This window comes from Bradyrhizobium sp. Kon58, assembly GCF_055807455.1.
The window spans coordinates 308,734-326,877 of sequence record NZ_JBVVOT010000002.1; the positions used below are offsets into that span (position 1 = coordinate 308,734).

Annotated in this window: 17 protein-coding genes; 9 read left to right on the plus strand and 8 right to left on the minus strand. The window is 63.8% G+C overall.

What is annotated here, in order from left to right; all coding sequences use genetic code 11:
• The first annotated feature begins 78 nt into the window (after positions 1 to 78).
• From AC0L20_RS05270 to AC0L20_RS05280, 3 genes are all read left to right on the plus strand, one after another.
• Positions 79 to 927 carry a transglutaminase family protein gene (locus AC0L20_RS05270; protein WP_473287696.1) on the plus strand — a complete coding sequence of 283 codons (849 nt, stop codon included), beginning with the start codon at positions 79 to 81 and terminating at the stop codon, positions 925 to 927.
• 122 nt (positions 928 to 1,049) lie between these two features.
• A complete protein-coding gene (locus AC0L20_RS05275) occupies positions 1,050 to 1,808 on the plus strand; it encodes a proteasome-type protease (RefSeq protein ID WP_106944555.1) in 759 nt (252 codons plus the stop codon).
• A gap of 26 nt (positions 1,809 to 1,834) precedes the next feature.
• A complete protein-coding gene (locus tag AC0L20_RS05280; protein ID WP_027567754.1) occupies positions 1,835 to 2,593 on the plus strand; it encodes an SDR family oxidoreductase in 759 nt (252 codons plus the stop codon).
• Between the two features lie 255 nt (positions 2,594 to 2,848).
• Here AC0L20_RS05280 and AC0L20_RS05285 read toward each other — a convergent pair whose 3' ends face one another.
• Positions 2,849 to 4,102: an MFS transporter gene (locus AC0L20_RS05285; RefSeq protein WP_473287697.1), complete on the minus strand. Its 1,254-nt coding sequence runs from the start codon at positions 4,100 to 4,102 to the stop codon at positions 2,849 to 2,851.
• A 141-nt stretch (positions 4,103 to 4,243) separates the two neighbouring features.
• Between AC0L20_RS05285 and AC0L20_RS05290 the strand changes: the two genes are divergently transcribed.
• Positions 4,244 to 5,494, plus strand: a complete 1,251-nt coding sequence (locus AC0L20_RS05290) for a NupC/NupG family nucleoside CNT transporter (protein WP_473287698.1) — start codon at positions 4,244 to 4,246, stop codon at positions 5,492 to 5,494.
• A 13-nt stretch (positions 5,495 to 5,507) separates the two neighbouring features.
• On the opposite strand, the gene AC0L20_RS05295 is transcribed toward AC0L20_RS05290, so the two are convergent.
• From AC0L20_RS05295 to AC0L20_RS05305, 3 genes are all read right to left on the minus strand, one after another.
• Entirely contained in the window at positions 5,508 to 6,728 is a 1,221-nt protein-coding gene (locus AC0L20_RS05295) for a rhomboid family intramembrane serine protease (RefSeq protein ID WP_473287699.1), read from the minus strand.
• Between the two features lie 170 nt (positions 6,729 to 6,898).
• A complete protein-coding gene (locus tag AC0L20_RS05300; RefSeq protein ID WP_473287700.1) occupies positions 6,899 to 7,969 on the minus strand; it encodes a threonine aldolase family protein in 1,071 nt (356 codons plus the stop codon).
• Between the two features lie 27 nt (positions 7,970 to 7,996).
• Complete coding sequence (locus AC0L20_RS05305; protein WP_473287701.1) at positions 7,997 to 8,917, minus strand: amino acid ABC transporter substrate-binding protein; 921 nt, start codon at positions 8,915 to 8,917, stop codon at positions 7,997 to 7,999.
• A gap of 153 nt (positions 8,918 to 9,070) precedes the next feature.
• Between AC0L20_RS05305 and AC0L20_RS05310 the strand changes: the two genes are divergently transcribed.
• Both AC0L20_RS05310 and AC0L20_RS05315 read left to right on the plus strand, forming a co-directional pair.
• Positions 9,071 to 9,991: a LysR substrate-binding domain-containing protein gene (locus AC0L20_RS05310; RefSeq protein ID WP_473287702.1), complete on the plus strand. Its 921-nt coding sequence runs from the start codon at positions 9,071 to 9,073 to the stop codon at positions 9,989 to 9,991.
• A gap of 121 nt (positions 9,992 to 10,112) precedes the next feature.
• Complete coding sequence (locus AC0L20_RS05315; protein WP_473287703.1) at positions 10,113 to 12,239, plus strand: O-linked N-acetylglucosamine transferase, SPINDLY family protein; 2,127 nt, start codon at positions 10,113 to 10,115, stop codon at positions 12,237 to 12,239.
• 12 nt (positions 12,240 to 12,251) lie between these two features.
• Here AC0L20_RS05315 and AC0L20_RS05320 read toward each other — a convergent pair whose 3' ends face one another.
• Together AC0L20_RS05320 and AC0L20_RS05325 are read right to left on the minus strand one after the other, a co-directional pair.
• Positions 12,252 to 12,791, minus strand: coding sequence for a cupin domain-containing protein (locus tag AC0L20_RS05320; RefSeq protein WP_473287704.1), 540 nt, complete (start codon positions 12,789 to 12,791; stop codon positions 12,252 to 12,254).
• Between the two features lie 155 nt (positions 12,792 to 12,946).
• On the minus strand, positions 12,947 to 13,234 hold the full coding sequence (locus tag AC0L20_RS05325) for an usg protein (protein WP_007602477.1): 288 nt from the start codon (positions 13,232 to 13,234) through the stop codon (positions 12,947 to 12,949).
• Between the two features lie 378 nt (positions 13,235 to 13,612).
• On the opposite strand from AC0L20_RS05325, the gene AC0L20_RS05330 reads away from it, so the two are divergent.
• Together AC0L20_RS05330 and groL are read left to right on the plus strand one after the other, a co-directional pair.
• Positions 13,613 to 13,927 (plus strand): co-chaperone GroES, encoded by a 315-nt coding sequence (locus AC0L20_RS05330; RefSeq protein WP_027518760.1) that lies wholly within the window; start codon positions 13,613 to 13,615, stop codon positions 13,925 to 13,927.
• Positions 13,928 to 13,971: 44 nt separating this feature from the next.
• Complete coding sequence (gene groL, locus AC0L20_RS05335) at positions 13,972 to 15,612, plus strand: chaperonin GroEL (RefSeq protein WP_007602475.1); 1,641 nt, start codon at positions 13,972 to 13,974, stop codon at positions 15,610 to 15,612.
• Between the two features lie 120 nt (positions 15,613 to 15,732).
• Here groL and lepB read toward each other — a convergent pair whose 3' ends face one another.
• Positions 15,733 to 16,479 (minus strand): signal peptidase I, encoded by a 747-nt coding sequence (gene lepB, locus AC0L20_RS05340; RefSeq protein ID WP_473287705.1) that lies wholly within the window; start codon positions 16,477 to 16,479, stop codon positions 15,733 to 15,735.
• A 106-nt stretch (positions 16,480 to 16,585) separates the two neighbouring features.
• On the minus strand, positions 16,586 to 17,419 hold the full coding sequence (locus AC0L20_RS05345) for a LysR family transcriptional regulator (RefSeq protein ID WP_473287706.1): 834 nt from the start codon (positions 17,417 to 17,419) through the stop codon (positions 16,586 to 16,588).
• 131 nt (positions 17,420 to 17,550) lie between these two features.
• Between AC0L20_RS05345 and AC0L20_RS05350 the strand changes: the two genes are divergently transcribed.
• Positions 17,551 to 18,144: a cysteine hydrolase family protein gene (locus AC0L20_RS05350; protein ID WP_473287707.1), complete on the plus strand. Its 594-nt coding sequence runs from the start codon at positions 17,551 to 17,553 to the stop codon at positions 18,142 to 18,144.

Sequence of the window (18,144 nt, forward strand, 5' to 3'; positions counted from 1 at the left end):
CATACTCGGAATCTCGAGATTCCGGGTTTGGTGCTGACGCATCGCTCCGGAATGACCACCTAGAAATCACGGTCCCCCATGCGCCTGCGAATCCTGCACACCACGACCTATCGCTACGAGCCGCAGGCCACGAGCGTGATCCAGATCCTGCGCATGACGCCCGGCAGCCATGACGGGCAATATGTGGCGGAGTGGCAGATCGACGTGTCGACCGACACCAAGCTCGACACCCACGAGGACGCGTTCGGCAACGTCACCCATGTGCTGTCCTGCGGACCCGTCGGCGACATCAAGATCACCGCCGAGGGCCTGATCGAGACCCACGACACCGGCGGCGTTCTGCGCGGCGCCGATGAGCGCTTTCCGGCCGGCATGTTCTTGCGCGCCACCGACCTCACCACGGTCAATCCCGCGATGAATGCGGTCGCGCGCCAGCTGCGCAGCGAGGCCGAGAGCGACACGCTCGGCTTCCTGCACACGCTGATGACGCAAATCAGCGATCACATGACCTTCGACGAGGACCCGACCAACAGCGGCACGTCGGCGGCGGAAGCGTTCACGCTCAAGCGCGGCGTCTGCCAGGACTACGCGCACATCTTCATCGCCTGCGCGCGCAGCGGGGGTGTGCCGGCGCGCTTCGTCTCCGGCCACTTCCTGCGCTCCGACGGAACGGTGCATCAGGATGCGGGCCATGCCTGGGCGGAGGCCTATGTCGACGGTCTCGGCTGGGTCGGCTTCGATCCCGCCAACAGCATCTGCGCCACGGACGCCCATGTCCGCGTCGCGATCGGGCTCGATTATCTCGGCGCAGCCCCCGTGCGCGGCACCCGCTATGGCGGCGGCGCGGAGACGCTGTCGGTGGCGGTCAAGGTCGAGCAGGCCGGCCGCGCCGGCCAGTCGCAATCGCAGTCCCAGCGGCAGAGCTGAGCCGCGCCGCGCGCGCCCCTCGCCCGTGCACAGCTTCACCCTGCCGCCCCGCGGCAATCGGGGGTTGGAGCGGCCCTTGAAATTGGCTAGTAATTCGGCGCAAACGCGTTCGGGGACTGGAAATGACCTATTGCTGCGGAATTCTGGTTCGGGACGGTCTGGTGATGATCGCCGACACCCGCACCAATGCCGGCCTCGACAACGTCTCGACCTTCCGCAAGCTCCACATCTTCTCCAAGCCCGGCGACCGCATCATGGCGATCGCCAGCGCCGGCAACCTCGCGATCAGCCAGTCGGTGCTCTCGACGCTGACCGAGGGCCTCGAAGACCCCAACACGGGTGAGATCGAGACGCTGATGAACGCGCCGACCATGTTCCAGGCCGCCCAGCGCATCGGCCGGGCGATCCGGGCCGTGCACACGACCGAAGGGCCGGCGCTCAAATCAGAGGACGTGTCGTTCGACGTCTCCTTCCTGTTCGGCGGCCAGATCAACGGCGCGCGCATGCGCCTGTTCATGGTCTACACCGCCGGCAATTTCATCGAATGCACCACCGACACGCCCTATTTGCAGATCGGCGAGCACAAATACGGCAAGCCGGTGCTCGACCGCGCCATGCATTACGACGTCGAGCTCTACGAGGCGCTGAAGACCGGGCTGATCTCGATGGATTCGACCATGCGCTCGAATCTCGGCGTCGGCCTGCCGATCGACGTGCTGGTGGTGCGCGCCGACGCCTGCGAGGCCGACCTCAACCACCGCATCGAGGCCGGCGAGCCCTATTTCCACGATTTGCGCTCGCGCTGGTCGGCGGCCTTGCGCGCCGCGCATCAGAACATTCCGCGGCCGCCCTACAAGAACGAAAAAGAATCCAAAACCTGACAGATCAAGAGAAAAGGCAGGAAACGATGAGTGAAGCGAAAAAGATCGCAGTGGTGACGGGCGCCGGCACTGGAGTCGGGCGCGCGGCGTCACTGGCGCTAATGAACACAGGCTTCACCGTGGTGCTGGTCGGGCGCCGGCCCGACATGCTCGAGGAGACGGCCAAGCTCGGGCCCGCCGGAAAGAGCCTCTGCGTCACCGCCGACATGACCAAGCCGGACTCGATCGCCGCGCTGTTCGACAAGGTCAAGGCAACCTATGGCCGGCTCGACGTGCTCTTCAACAATGCCGGCATGGGCGCGCCGCCGGTGAATTTCGAGGATCTCAGCCTCGAGCAGTGGCAGGCGGTGGTGAACACCAACCTCACCGGCCCGTTCCTGTGCACCCAGCACGCCTTCCGCATCATGAAGGACCAGACCCCCCGTGGCGGCCGCATCATCAACAACGGCTCGATCTCGGCGCATGCGCCGCGGCCGTTCTCGGCCGCCTATACCTCAACCAAGCACGCCATCACGGGCCTCACCAAGGCCTCCAACCTCGATGGCCGCATGTACGACATCGCGGTCGGGCAGGTCGACATCGGCAACGCCGCAACGCCCATGACCGACCGCATGGTCAACGGCCCCGGCGTGCTGCAGCCCGATGGCACGTCGAAGCAGGAGCCGCGCATGGATGCGAAAGCGGTCGGCGATGCCGTCGCCTACATGGCCGGCCTGCCGCTCGATGCCAACGTGCTGACCATGACGGTCATGGCAACCAAGATGCCGTTCGTGGGACGGGGCTGAACAAAAAAACGCGAAAACAACCCCATGCACAGTAGGCGCCTCATTGATTTATCTACGGTATTTCCGCAGTCCTCATTGCGCGCGAAGCTCTCTCCTTCTCCCTCTCTCCGTTCTTACGGGGAGAGGGTTGGGGTGAGGGGCTGTTTCAGCAAATCACGGTAGCAATCAGGCTCGCGAAGAGTCCCCCTCACCCGGAATCCGCGCTACGCGCGAATTCCGGCCTCTGCTCGCAAGCGGGGAGAGGCGAAGAGTCCCTTACTCCAAACTCTCCACCTGCCGCAGGCTCGGGAACAGCTTCATCCACAACAGCGCCACCGCGACCGTGCAGACGCCGCCCAGCACGGCTGCCGGCATGGCACCAAACAGTGCGGCAGCCACCCCGCTCTCGAACTGGCCGAGCTGGTTCGAGGCGTTGATGAAGAGGAAGTTCACCGCACCGACCCGGCCGCGCATCTCGTCGGGGGTCGCGAGCTGCACCAGCGAGAAGCGGATCACGACGCTGATCGTATCAGCCGCGCCGAGAACGGCGAGCGCGAGCACCGACAGCCACATCCAGGACGACAAAGCGAACACGATCGTTGCGACGCCGAACACGATCACGGCCTGAAACATGCGCAGGCCCACACGCCGCGAAATGGCGTGACGGGCCAGCACCATGGTCATCAGCAGCGCGCCGACCGCGGGGGCGGCGCGCAGGATCCCGAGCCCCATCGGACCAGTCTGGAGGATGTCGCGGGCATAGATCGGCAGAAGCGCGGTGACGCCGCCGAACAGCACCGCGAACAGATCGAGCGAGATGGTGCCGAGGATCGCGGGATTGCTGCGGATGAAGCGGACGCCGGCGAAGATATTGTCGGCGCCCGCGATATCCTTGGCGATCGCCTGCGGGCGCGGCCGGATGAATCCGGTCAAAATCATCCCGAAGATCCAGAACAGCACCATCACGGTGTAGGCGAGATGCGGTGCGACCGCGTAGGCAAAACCGCCGAGCGCCGGACCTGTAATGGTCGCGACCTGCGCCGCGCCGCTGGAGACGGCGGTGGCGCGCTGGAGCGAGCCCTGCGGCGCAATCGCCGGCAGCAGTGCGGCAGTGGTCGGACTTTCGAAGGCGCCGGCAATGCCGAGCACGAAGGTGGCCACGAAAATCTGAACTTCGCTGACCAAGCCGAGATAGGTGATGACACCGAGATAGAGCGCCGTCGCGGCTTCGACGAGCTGGCAGAGCTGGACCACGCGCTTGCGCTCGTAGCGGTCGGCGGCATGGCCGGCGACGAACACCAGCAGCGCCGTGGGCAGGAATTGCACGAGGCCGACCATGCCGAGGTCGAAGGCCGAGCCGGTGAGATCGTAGATTTGCCAGCCGATCGCGACCGCGGCGATCTGGCTGGAGAAACGCGACAGGCTGCGCGAGAGCAGAAAGAACAGGAAGGCGCGATGGGAGAGGAGCGCGCGGGCGCTGACCGGCGGGTTTCCCGATATTGGCTGGTCTGGCTTCGCCTCTTCGGTCACGCTCGGACTATCGGCTCCTGTGTCGACGTGCTCCGCGTGGCTGACGCGGACCTGCTTGTCAACAGCGGGACGCTCCGACAATCTCCCGGCATTGCGTTTGCAACGCAGGGGTGGCCATAATCATCGGGGTTTGGGGACATCATGCTGCGGCTGCAATCGGCACTCGGCATTTTCGCATTGCTGTTGATCGCCTTGGTCCTGAGCGAGAATCGCCGCGCGGCCTCGCTGCGCCAGGCGGCGATCGGCCTCGTCGCCACTTTCGTCACCGCGATCGTTCTCCTGAAGGTGCCTGTCGTCGCGCGCGCCTTCGGTGCCATCAACGACGCCGTGGGCGCGATCTCGGCGGCCTCGCGCGCCGGCTCCTCCTTCGTGTTCGGCTATGTCGGCGGCGGTCCCCTGCCCTTCGACCTGAAAGCACCGGGGGCCGATTTCGTCCTGGCGTTTCAGGCGCTGCCGATCGTGCTGGTCATGAGCGTGCTGACGACGCTCTTGTTCTATTGGCGCGTGCTGCCGCCGATCGTGCGCGGCATGGCCTGGCTGCTGGAGCGGACGCTCGGCGTCGGCGGCGCGGTCGGGCTCTCGACCGCCGCCAACATCTTTCTCGGCATGGTCGAGGCGCCGCTGTTCGTGCGGCCTTATCTCGCGCAGATGACCCGCAGCGAGTTGTTCCTGGTGATGACCGGCGGCATGGCCGGCATCGCCGGCACGGTGCTGGTGCTGTACGCGACGCTCCTTGCTCCCCTCATTCCCGACGCAGCCGCGCATTTCGTCATCGCCTCGGTGCTGGGCGCGCCGGCCGCGATCCTGGTCAGCCTCATCATGGTGCCGGAGACATCCGCCAAGCACACCGGCGGCGCGTTGGAATATCCCGAGATGGAGGTCTCCGGCACCATGGACGCGATCGTGAAAGGGACCGGCGCAGGGATCGAGCTGCTGATCAACATTGTCGCCATGTTGCTGGTACTGGTGGCGCTGGTCTATCTCGTCAACGCCATTCTCAGCCTGCTGCCGGATATCGGCGGCGCTGCGATCTCGTTGCAGCGCCTGCTCGGCCTCGTGATGGCGCCGGTATGCTGGCTGATGGGATTGCCGTGGGAGCAGGCGATCACCGCCGGCAGCCTGATGGGCACGAAAACCGTGCTGAACGAGCTGATCGCCTATGTCGACTTCTCGAAGCTGCCGCCCGGCACGCTCGATCCGCGCTCGCGCCTGATCATGCTGTATGCGATGTGCGGCTTCGCCAATTTCGCCAGCCTCGGCATCATGATCGGCGGTCTCGGCGTGATGGCGCCGGAGCGGCGCGAGGAAATCAACGCGCTCGGGCTGAAGTCGATCGTGTCGGGAACGCTGACGACGTGTCTGATGGGAGCAGTGGTGGGGGTGTTGAGCTAGCTCTCTCCGCTCGTCACTCCGGTCGACCGCACAACTTCGACTTCTGCAATATACGCCGCACCTCAGGCAGCTTGGCACGGCACGGCTCGACCGCCATGGCCTTCGCCTCACTGTTTCGTCCCTGCGCCCACAGCAACACCGCCATCAAGCCCTGCGCCCCGATGCGCACCGGTCCACCCGCCACATCCGAAGCGGCGAGCGACATGGCAGTTCGCGCTTCTGTTTCAGCGGCACTGAGGTTCGCTTTTTCAAGGAAGAAGACCGCACGGAACAGATGAGCCCGCGGGTCTTTCGGATAGCGGGTGACGAGATCTGAAGACCGGCTCGTCATCTCGCCAGCGTTCGGCGGCACTTCCGATGCGCGGATATACTGCACGGCATCAGCCATGTAGGACGAATAATGAGCGGCGGCGAAGCCGGCGCAGATCAGAGATCCGACGAATCCTCCGAGCAACACCATGCCGGTGCTCCGCGGCAGGCTGTCATAGGACCAGAAGGCGAGCCACGGCACGATGGCAAGCGCACCGCCGGCCAGCGCACCACCTGCATGGGCAAAATAGTTGACATTGCCGGAGGCTCCAAAGGCGAGCGGCAGCAGAGCGGGAACACCAAAGAAGAGCGACGTCTTCAGTCTCGACATTGTTTGCTCGGCGTCCGCCTCTGGCTCGAAGCTCGCGACGAACAGCGCCGCGATGAGCCCGGTAATGGCGCCGGACGCACCGACGCTCACCGTGCCGGGGCCATTGCCCAGAAGCGAGCCGGCCTCCCCGGCCACTGCACTGGCGACGAAGATCAGCGAAAACCAGCCACGACCGATCAGGCTCTCCAGCCTGACGCCGACGATGAACAGCGCAACGCAGTTGCCTATGAGGTGCCCATTGCTACCATGCAGAAGCGGCGCAAGGCCGATCCGCCACCACTCGTTCCTTCCGACAACCAGATCGTAGCCGGACGCGCCCTGAGCGATCAGCGAACGGACATCGAGCGAGCCGTCCAGCCCAATGTCCATGGCGAGACTGCGTTGCAGAGCGTAGATCAGGAGCAGACAGAAAATCAGGCCGATGGTGAGGAAAGGGATATCGGCCAGAAGCTTGTTGTCGCCCAAAAGCGCCCCCTCACTGGGCAGGGGCCGGGGAGCGATCGGTGCGGCGACGGGTTGAAACGGTGCGGGTTGAAATGATCCTCTTGGAGAAGGCCCTACGACGCCGCGTCGGCCAAAAGTGTTGGTCGCCATGAAAACATTTCCCGCATTTTCACAGCCTTGAGTTGACGCGAGAGGTATTTTCGACTGGTTACCGCCCGCCCTGCGGACGGCTGAAACCATCCGATTGGTAACTGCCCGGTTTCACGGATCGGGCGCCTTCTAACGATCGGCTGATCGTGGGAGTGCTGAGTAAGCCCGCTCTAAGCCAACGCTCCAGCCACGGTGCGAAATGCCATGACCGCGCGATCAATATCCGCATCATCGATATGGCGATGGGTCACGCAACGCAATCGACGCCTGCCCCAGGGCCTCGCCCTCAGGCCTGCCCTTTCGAGAGCCCCCGACCACACGGCGCTGTCGCGCCCGGAGAGAGAGACATCAACCTGCACGATATTCGTCTGCGGGATTGTCGCGCTGATCTTTGGATGCATCCCGTTCAACGCATCACTCAGCGCTCGCGCGCGCCGGTGATCCTCCGCCAGACGCGTCCCCATGACCTGAACCGCCTCCAGGCCGGCCGCGGCCAGGACGCCGATCTGACGCTGCGTGCCTCCCAGCATGCGGCGAAACCTGCGGCTGCTGTCGATCACTGTGCGTGGCCCGGCGAGCACGGCACCGGCGGGTGCGCTGAGGCCCTTCGACAAACACAGAGAAACCGTGTCGCAATGTCTCGCAATTTCGGCCGGCGCCGTTTCAAGGGCGACGGCGGCGTTGAACAGCCGCGCGCCGTCGAGATGCACCGGGACACCGCGGGCCGAGGCCATGGCGTGCACGGCCTGCATATGATCCAGCGGCAATACGGCGCCGCTCGCGTTGTTGTGCGAGGTTTCCATTGCGACAAGAGCGGTCCCGAGCTTGAGTCCTTCGCCCTGCAGGGCGTCCTCCAGCAAATTCAGATCCATTGCGCCGGCGGTGCCGGCAATGGCGAGGTAGAACTGCCCCGTAAACGTCGCCGCCCCTCGTTCCGAGGTGTACATATGGGCATTCGATTCCAGCACGATCTGTTCGCTGCGCTGCGACTGCGCCAGCGTCGCCAGCAGATTGGCCATGGTGCAGCTCGGCACAAACAGGCCGGCATCCTTGCCCAACGCCGCAGCCGCGACGCCCTCCAGCTCCTGCACCGTGGGGTCACCGTCCAGCCCGTCATCGCCGAGCGGCGCGGAGGCCATGCGGGCATACATCGCCTCGGTCGGCTTGGTGACGGTATCGCTGCGCAGGTCGATAGGTGGCAACCCGGCGCCCGCCGGACTCGTGTCGTGTTGATGTGCCATTGCGAGACCTCTAGAGCGCTTGTCGCGTCATTCGTAGACTGCCGGGTCGCCGGAATCGGTCGGGTTGGCCAGCGCCCGCTTGAGGGCGGCGCTCATCGGGAATTTCAGGTTGAGGCCATGCGGTGGAATTGGTGAATTGAAATATTTGTCGTAGAGCGCCGCAATCTGCCCGCTCTTCATCAGGTCGATCACGGCATCATCGACCATCTTCTTGAAAGCAGGATCATCCTTGGGTTGGACGATACCATAGGGCGCCGTCTCGAGGCTCTTGCTGCCGATCAGGAAGTCATCCGGGGTTCTGGACGAGGCGACCGTGGCATAGGCAAGACCGTCATCGTTGGCGGTGCCGGCCACCCGGCCCGTCGACACCAACAAGAAGGTCTCGGCGGTGTCCTTGGCCGGCACCACCGTGATGCTGAGATTTTCCTTGGCGTTGATCAGCGTAATCACCTTGAAAGTCTGGCCGCCGGCCTGGGCGGCGATGGCCTTGCCGCGAAACGAAGCCGGGTCGTTGACATCGACCCCGCCATCCTTGCGCGCGACGAGGACGACCTGCGCAACGAAGGTGGTGGGAGCAAAGGCAACGAGTTTATGCCGCTCGACATTGTTGGTCGTGTTGCCGCATTCGAGATCGATCGTGCCGTTGGCAAGCAGCTGAATACGTGTCGCCGAGGTTATGGGGTTGTAGCGAACCTCGAGCTTGGGAAGCTTGAGGGCCGTCTTGATCGCCTGCACCACCTGTTCACAGATTTCCACGGTGTAACCGATCGGCTTCTGGTTGCCGTCGAGATAGGCGAAGGGCACCGAGGTCTCGGGGTACCCCAATGTGATCGAGCCGCTCTCACGGATCTTGTCCAGCCTGCCCGCGCCCTGGGCCATGGCCTCGCTGGAAAGAAGAACACCAGCGACGGTCGCCGCGGCCAGTGCCTTGATCATCGTCGCTTTCATATGTCCCCTCTTGTCGCGAATGCTGGTGACGCCGTCCACGGTGGGTGAGCAACCCCAGGACAGCTCCGTGCGAACAGCTCCGTGCTCTGGACTATCGTCCAAAAGCCCGATCTGATGAAATTCCAGTTTCATACTCTCCTATACGGATTTGATATGGCCACCAGACGCATGGGCCTGAAGCATGTGGAGGCTTTTCGGGCGGTCTTCGTGACGGGATCGATGACGCAGGCGGCTCAGCGCATGCATACCTCGCAGCCCCAGATCAGCCGCCTGATCGGACAGCTGGAGGCGATCACACAATTCCCGCTGTTCGACCGCAGTGGCGGCCGCCTCCGCCCGACGGTGGATGGATCGCGCTTTTTCCAGGAGGTCGAGAAGACTTTCATCGGCCTGGCGGGACTGGAGGCCAGCGCAGCCAGCATCCGCTCGTTCGGCATGGGTCGGTTAAGCGTTGCGGCGATGCCGCGCCTGGCCGGCGGCCTGCTGACACGCATCGCGGCACGCTTCAAGGTGGACTATCCGCATGTGATGATCTCGATCCGATCCGGCACGGCGAGCGCCGTGCACGACTGGGTCAGTTCCGGGCTTTGCGATACCGGATTGGCAATGCTCTACGGCGAGGTTGCGGGGGTGCATGTCGAGCCGGTGCTCAAGACCCGTTGCGTCGCGATCATGCCGAAGGCGCATCGTCTTGCGCAGAAGAAGACGCTGCGCCCTGCCGATTTTGCCGACGAAGCCTTCATCTCCTTCGCCACGGGGAGTCCACTCTACGATCGCATCGATACGATCTTCGCGCAGGCCGGCGTCACGCGCCGCATTGTTGCGGAGACCGATCTGGGCGCATCGGTCTGCGCCCTGGTCGCCGCGGGCCTCGGCATCAGCATTATCAACCCGATTGCCGCGCATGACGAAAGCTCCGGCGCGGCTCTGACCACGCGCCCCTTCAACCCGGCTGTCCCCGTTACGATCGCACTGCTCTATCCACCTTATGCCGCGCGCGCCCGGTTGATCGATGCCTTCAGCGAATATGCTCGCAAGGTCATGAGCACGGAATTGGGCTATCTCGAGCGGTAGCGGGTCGATCCGCGGCGAGGCTTGTGTGAGGCTGGCGCCCTCGTAGCTCCGACGGACCGCAGCGCAATCGCGACAATCCTTCCATGTTAATCTCGTCAGGAGATTCGCGTGGAATTGATTCATGAGCGACAGCGTCGGCCAGCGTGCATTTCAAAAGTCCCGGCTTCAGAAACGACAAAAAGCCGAGGTCGGGCCGTTGCTCGCGCGCGCCCTCCAGCTGCACAAAGCGGGACTTCTGCGCGAGGCAAAGGCGGCCTATCGCGAACTCCTGGAACTCGCGCCCAACCAATTCATCGCGCTTCATTTGCTGGGCGCTTTGGAGGCTGAAGCCAAAAACTATCAGCAGGCGCAAGTTCTGCTGAGCCGAGCGGTGGCCGTGGATCCGCGATCTGCCGAAGCTCATATGAGCCTGGGCGTCGCGCTCAACGGGCTAAAACGTCACAATGAGGCCCGCGAGAGCTATCGAAAGGCCCTCGCCCTCCGACCCAACTACGCCTTGGCCCTGTCTAATCTCGGTAACGCGAGCGCGGCCCTTGAACTCTACCAGGAAGCGCTCGAGAGCTACGACAAGGCGCTCGCAATCGACGGAAAACTTTCCGAAGCCCATAACGGCCGGGGTTGGGCGCTCTGCCGTCTGCGCGCCTATGACGAGGCTGTCGCAAGCTTAAACCGCGCGTTATCGATCAAGCCTGACTATGCCTCGGCGCTGTCGAGCCGCGCCGTTGCATTGCGGGAGCTTCAGCGATTCGACGAAGCCATGGCGGATTGCAATCGCGCAATCGCCCTGGCACCCGACGACGCGAATGGATGGCTCTGGCGGGCCAGCATCTTGCTCCTGACCCGGCAAGTTGCCGAAGCATTGTCCGATTGCGAGAAGGCTCTCGCGGCCGATCCCGGCTTCTCTCAGGCCCACAGCCTGCTCGGCCAATGTCTCGCGGCGCTTGGCCGGGTCGACGAAGCGCTCGCCAGTTTCGACAGAGCTCTCGACATCGAGCCGGATCAGAGCACGATCTCCAGCAAGATATTCACCCTCGATTTTGTGGCCGACGCCAGCGTTGCGCAGCATCAGCAAGCGCGACGTGTATGGTGGGAGCAGATCGGTGCGAAGATCGCCTCAGCAGCGGCGGGACCGCATGACAACAGCCGCGATCCGGATCGCCGTCTGGTGCTGGGTTATGTCTCGTCGGATTTCCATGCACATTCGGCGGCGTTCATTTTCAAGCCGGTCCTGCAGCACCATGACCGGGCACAGTTCGAGATCGTGTGCTACGCTTGTTCACCGAAAACGGATGCGACGACCCGCGAATTTCAGGGGATCGCCGATCGCTGGCGCGACGCCTCGCAATGGTCCGACGATCGGCTCGCCGCCCAGATCCGCGCCGATAGCGTCGATATTCTGATCGATCTGTCCGGCCATACCAGCGGAAACCGCCTCGGTGTGTTTGCGCGCCAGCCGGCACCAGTTCAAGTGCATGGCTGGGGCCACGGCACCGGCACCGGGCTGCCAACGATCGATTATCTATTCTCGGACCCGGTCGCGATTCCTGCCGCGGTTCGGCATCTGTTTGCGGAGACCGTCGTTGACCTGCCGTGCTTTGTGACGCTGGCGCCGCTGCCGGCCGGGATTGCGCGGGCGCCGACGCCGGCGATTGCGAACGGCTTCATCACATTCGGTGTCTTCAACCGCATCAGCAAGATTTCGAACGAGGCGGTGGACGTCTGGTCCAGGATTCTCGAGCGGGTGCCGGGTTCGCGACTGCTGATCAAGGATACTGCGCTGGACGCTCAGCTGGTCCGCGACAATCTGCTGGTGCGGTTTGCAGCTGGCCGGTTGCCGGCCGAACGCGTCGATCTGCTCGGAGCCACGTCGCGAGACGAGCATCTGGCAGCGTTCAATCGCGTCGATATTGGCCTCGACCCATTCCCGCAGAATGGCGGCGTCAGCACGTGGGAAGCCTTGCAGATGGGCGTGCCGGTAGTGGCGAAGCTCGGTCACAGTCTGCCGAGCCGTGCTGCCGGCTCCATCCTCGCCGCACTGGGCCTGCCGGACTGGGTCGCGGAAAGCGATGAGGCCTATGTCGAGATCGCAGCGAGCCGTGGGGCACAGATCGGCGAGCTCGATAAGTTGCGCCGCGAACTGCCCGGACAGATCAGGGCTGCGGCCGCCGGCAACCCCGTCTCATACGCGCAAGCGGTGGACGATGCCTATCGCGCGATGTGGAAACGCTATTGCAAGGATGGCGGCTGATCTCCGCTTCGCCTACGCCTTCAACTCCACCGTCCTGAACTCCGCCGGCAGGATCACCTCCAGCAGCTCGACGTCGTCCGAATAGTCCAGGATCATGTGCTTGATCTTCGGCGGCTGGGTCCAGGCGCTGCCTTCTTTCATCAGCGTCTCGCCCTCTCCGTCCATATAGGTCTTCACCCAGCCCTTGAGCACGTACACCATCTGGAATTCGACGTCGTGGAAGTGCAGCTTCGACACCTCGTCCGGATTGCAGGGGCCTTGCAGCCGGATCACGTGCGCTTGCGCCAGCCCGTGGCTCGCGGCGGCGATGCCGAGATCGCGATATTTCGCGTAGGTGCGCAGACCGTCGGCCTTGAAGTCTTCCTCGCGGTGATGGCTGATCGCGATGCGCTGCTTGGGTCGCGTCGGTTTCTTGACGGATGACTTTGCCGTTGTCGTGGGGGCTTTCGCCTTCACCGCCTTGCGCGCCGTGGATCGTGCTGCGGGTTTGGCCCCGCTTCGCTTCCTCACCGCCGCCTGCGATGCGCTACGCGATTTTGCTTTCTTGGCCATGGCGGTCTCCCCTGTTGTTGTGGGGGAGAGGTTAGCACGGAATGCGAAATCGTAGGATGGGTTAGCGTCAGCGTAACCCGCCACTTCGCTCCGCAAGCGTGGAAGCATGGTGGGTTACGCTGACGCTAACCCACCCTCCAGCACCGCGCTTGCCTTCAATGCAGCCGGAATACGCCGTCGACCGCGCGCAGCTCGGCCGGCTTGATCAGCTTGGAATGCGCGACCGTGACCGAGAATAGCGGACCGTCGAGCTTCTTCTGCCAGAACGCCAGGAAATCCGTCAGCGCCGGAAATTTCGGAAACATGTCGTAGTTCTGCCAGACATAGGTCTGGAGCAGCGAGCGATGATCCGGCATCCGGTAGAGAATTTCGGCCGTCGTCAGCCCGTAACCCAGCACCTGTTTCCGGAAGTCGTCGGAAACAACCCCAACTCGCGAGACCATGCCAACCTCCTTTGCAGGAGCGCATATTCAAGGGGTGGCTTTCCGGTACGCGCCCTACGAGCCACCCGGTGGAGATGCGCTCACATGAGTGAAATGTGACGCAAACTGACAATCCATCTCAAGCCCAAAAGTTTAACAAGCTGTTGAAATTCAATGCGTTAGCAGCAGATGTCGCTCCGTGCTAATACGGGCGCCGAGCGCGATTAACGATGGAAAGAGATTTTGGCAGGCGGCGCTTCCGAGTGCTATTTATCTGCTACAAGCCCTTGCTCCCGCCAAAATCCTGCCTTATCTGAGCTGTGCCTGTGCTAGCACTCGCGGGCGCAGACTGCTAACAACCCAAAATTCCCAACTCGTGCAAAAGCTTAGGAGAACTGCATGAAATTCCGTCCGCTTCACGACCGCGTCGTGGTCAAGCGCATCGACGCAGAAGAGAAGACCGCTGGCGGCATCATCATTCCCGACACGGCCAAGGAAAAGCCCTCGCAGGGCGAGATCGTCGCCGTGGGCCCGGGTGGCCGCGACGAGGCAGGCAAGCTGATCCCGATCGACCTGAAGGTCGGCGACCGCGTGCTGTTCGGCAAGTGGTCCGGCACTGAGGTCAAGATCGACAACGTCGATCTGCTGATCATGAAGGAAAGCGACATCATGGGCGTCCTCGACGTCCCCGCTTCCAAGAAGAAGGCGGCCTAAGAGCCCCTCTCTTATCCAGCTAAACACCTAAGGAAAAAATCCAGATGGCAGCAAAAGAAGTTAAATTCTCGGTCGATGCGCGCGACAAGATGCTTCGCGGCGTCGACATTCTCGCCAACGCGGTGAAGGTCACGCTCGGTCCGAAGGGCCGCAACGTCGTGCTCGACAAGTCGTTCGGCGCTCCCCGCATCACCAAGGACGGCGTCACCGTCGCCAAGGAGATCGAGCTCGAGGACAAGTTCGAGAACATGGGCGCGCAGATGGTGCGCGAAGTCGCTTCGAAGTCCGCTGACGCGGCCGGCGACGGCACCACCACCGCCACCGTGCTGGCCCAGGCGATCGTGCGCGAAGGCGCCAAGTCGGTTGCCGCCGGCATGAACCCGATGGACCTCAAGCGCGGTATCGACCTCGCGGTCGAAGCCGTCGTTGCGGACCTCGTCAAGAACTCCAAGAAGGTCACCTCGAACGACGAGATCGCCCAGGTCGGCACCATCTCGGCCAACGGTGACGCGGAGATCGGCAAGTTCCTCGCCGACGCCATGAAGAAGGTCGGCAACGAGGGTGTCATCACCGTCGAGGAAGCCAAGTCGCTCGAGACCGAGCTCGACGTCGTCGAGGGCATGCAGTTCGACCGCGGCTACATCTCGCCCTACTTCGTCACCAACGCCGACAAGATGCGCGTTGAGATGGACGACGCCTACATCCTCATCAACGAGAAGAAGCTCTCCTCGCTGAACGAGCTGCTGCCGCTGCTCGAGGCCGTGGTGCAGACTGGCAAGCCGCTGGTCATCGTCGCCGAGGACGTCGAAGGCGAAGCGCTTGCGACCCTGGTCGTGAACCGTCTGCGTGGCGGCCTGAAGGTCGCGGCCGTCAAGGCTCCGGGCTTCGGCGATCGCCGCAAGGCCATGCTGCAGGACATCGCGATCCTGACCGGCGGCCAGGCGATCTCGGAAGATCTCGGCATCAAGCTCGAGAACGTGACGCTCAACATGCTCGGTCGCGCCAAGAAGGTGATGATCGACAAGGAGAACACCACGATCGTCAACGGCGCCGGCAAGAAGGCCGACATCGAAGCGCGCGTGGCCCAGATCAAGGCGCAGATCGAGGAAACCACCTCGGACTACGACCGTGAGAAGCTCCAGGAGCGTCTGGCCAAGCTCGCAGGCGGCGTCGCGGTGATCCGCGTTGGCGGCGCGACCGAGGTCGAGGTGAAGGAGCGCAAGGATCGCGTTGATGACGCGATGCATGCGACCCGCGCGGCTGTTGAAGAAGGCATCGTCCCGGGCGGCGGCGTCGCCCTGCTCCGTGCCTCCGAGCAGCTCAAGGGCCTGCGCACCAAGAACGACGACCAGAAGACCGGCGTCGAGATCGTGCGCAAGGCGCTCTCCGCGCCCGCTCGCCAGATCGCGATCAACGCCGGTGAAGACGGCTCCGTGATCGTCGGCAAGGTCCTCGAGAACAAGTCGTACGCCTACGGCTTCGACTCCCAGACCGGCGAATATGTCGATCTCGTCAAGAAGGGCATCATCGACCCGACCAAGGTGGTCCGTACCGCGATCCAGAACGCAGCCTCGGTTGCGGCTCTCTTGATCACCACGGAAGCCATGGTCGCCGAGCTGCCCAAGAAGGGCGGCGCCGGTCCCGCGATGCCCCCGGGCGGCGGCATGGGCGGCATGGATTTCTGATCCAGCCATTCCGGCAAACGACAAAATGCGAAACCCCGGCAGCGATGCCGGGGTTTTTGTTTTTGGGGGATCGCTAGTTCATGCAGGCGCCGCGCACTGCCCCCGGAATGACGGTGGGCCTCACCACACCTTTCCCAGCCGCTCCATGTGCGGCTCGCCCTGTTGGTCGAGCGACCAGAATATCCGCGTCACCTTGCCGACCAGATTGTCCATCGGCACGAATCCGATCGACGACATCACGCGGCTGTCGCTCGAGTTGTCTCTGTTATCACCGAGCACGAAGAAATGGCCGGGCGGCACGGTGTAGACGTCGGTGTTGTCGTAGTAGCCGTTGTCGACGCAGTCTTGCGTGACGTAGGACGCGCCGTTCGGCAGCGTCTCGCGCCAGCGTTTGGCCTTCGCACCATCGTCCACGCCGCAGGTGGAGCCGGCAACCACCGCCTTCAGGGCGACGCGCGTCACCGGGCGGTCGTTGAGGATGAGTTGCCCCTGCCGCATCTGGATGCGATCAGCGGGCAGCCCGACCACGCGCTTGACATAGTCGACCGAGGTGTCCTTTGGCGTCCGGAATACGACGACGTCGCCATGCTCGGGCTCGGCGGCCCGGACACGCCCGGAGATCCACAACGGCGCGAAGGGAAACGAATAGCGGCCGTAGCCATAGGCATATTTTGCGGCAAAGACGTAATCGCCGACGACCAGCGTCGGCGTCATCGAGCCGGATGGGATGTTGAACGGCTGGAACAGGAAGATGCGAAACAGGAACGGCGGCGACCACAGCACCGGAATCAGGAGGATCAGGATGACGATCGCCTTCCATTCCCGCACTTTGGCCTGCGGGTGGATGGTTTCCTGAAGAGTGGTCATGCGCTGCCCTGATCAAGCCCGTGGTCGTCACGAGATTACGCAACCTTCGCGCGCACGCAATCCCATAACTTGGTCGCGCCGCGCACGGATCGCGTTCACGCCGCAATCAGCCGCGCGCGAGATCGCTGAAGCAGCGGCGGATCCACTCGATGGTGAGCCGCGTCGCCGGATCGCGCTTGAGATGGTTCTGCACCAGCAGCCAGACGTCGCGGCGCCCGGGCAGCAGTGTGGCGCGCAGGCGGCGATCGCCGAGCAAATCGGCGCAGACGTGCTCCGGCAACACGCCCGCGGCCTGATGCGCGCGGATCAGGTTACGGATGACGCGAACGTTGTCGGTGACGCAGCGCGCGTGGGCTTGCTTCATACGCAGGAATTGCATCTCGGGAATGGCACCGAGTTCGTCCGGATAGGCGCACAGCACCGGCTCGCCCTCGGTCGTAACAGGCTCGAAATAATAGAGCTTGACGTCACCGAGCCTGGAGATCGTGAAGTCACCCTTGTCGGGTTTACGCAGACGGATCGCGAGATCGGCTTCCCAGCGCGAGAACTTGACGTTCTCGCTCGAGGTGAGGAATTGCAGCGTCAGGCCGGGATTGGCGTGCAGGAAGTCGCTCGCGCGCGGCGACAGAACCTCCTCGGCGACCGTGTTGGTGGAGGCGATACGCAGGCGTCCCACCGGGCCCGCCAGACTCTCGCCGACGCGACCGATCTCGGCGGCATGAGCGGCCATCGCCTCGACATGCGCCAGCACCGCCTCGCAATGGCGCGTCGGCCGGCGCTGGCCGTCCACCGCATCGAACAGCGGCACGCCGAGATCGCGCTGGATGCGTGCAAGCCTGCGGCCGACCGTGGTCTCGTCGATGCGCAGCCGCGCGCTGGCGCCGGCATAGGTGCCCTCGTCCCTGACCGCGGCGATGATGCGCAGATCGTCCCAGTTCATGCGATGAGCCTAGCAGGTGCCACCGGCTCCTGCAAATTTGCAGCCATATGCTGCAATAGTCCTGCACATTGGCAGGCTGCCGCCGCGCTACTGTCGCGCCATCCGATATTCCCCAGGAAGGCCCGACCCGCATGACCGCCCCTAAAACCCTCCTAGAATTGTCCGGCGCAGATCTCAATCCGCCCAGGCTCGCCGATTCCTGCCTCGTGCTGATCGACATCCAGAACGAATATTGCGCCGGCCCGCTCGCCTTGCCGGATGCGGAGCGCGCGATCGCCGCCGCCGCGCGCCTGCTCGCCCGCGCGAGGGCGAGCGGCGCTGCGATCTTCCATGTCGCGCACAAGGGACGTGCCGGCAGCCTGTTCGACCGCGAGGCCGCGCGCGGTGCGATCGTCAGGCACCTGGCGCCGCTCGCCAGCGAAGCCGTGATCGAAAAGGCGCTGCCGAACGCTTTTGCCGGCACCGACCTGCAGGTCCGGCTGGCCGCAACCGGACGCACGAACATCGTGCTGGCCGGTTTCATGACCCATATGTGCATCAGTTCGACCGCCCGCGCCGCGCTCGACCTCGGCCTGCGCACGACGATCGCAGCCGATGCCTGTGCAACACGCGATCTTCCCGACGGCCGCGGCGGAGCGCTCTCCGCAAGGACCATCCACGAGGTCGCCCTGGCCGAATTGTCGGATCGGTTTGCGATCATCGCGCAAACCAAGGCGCTGACCTGA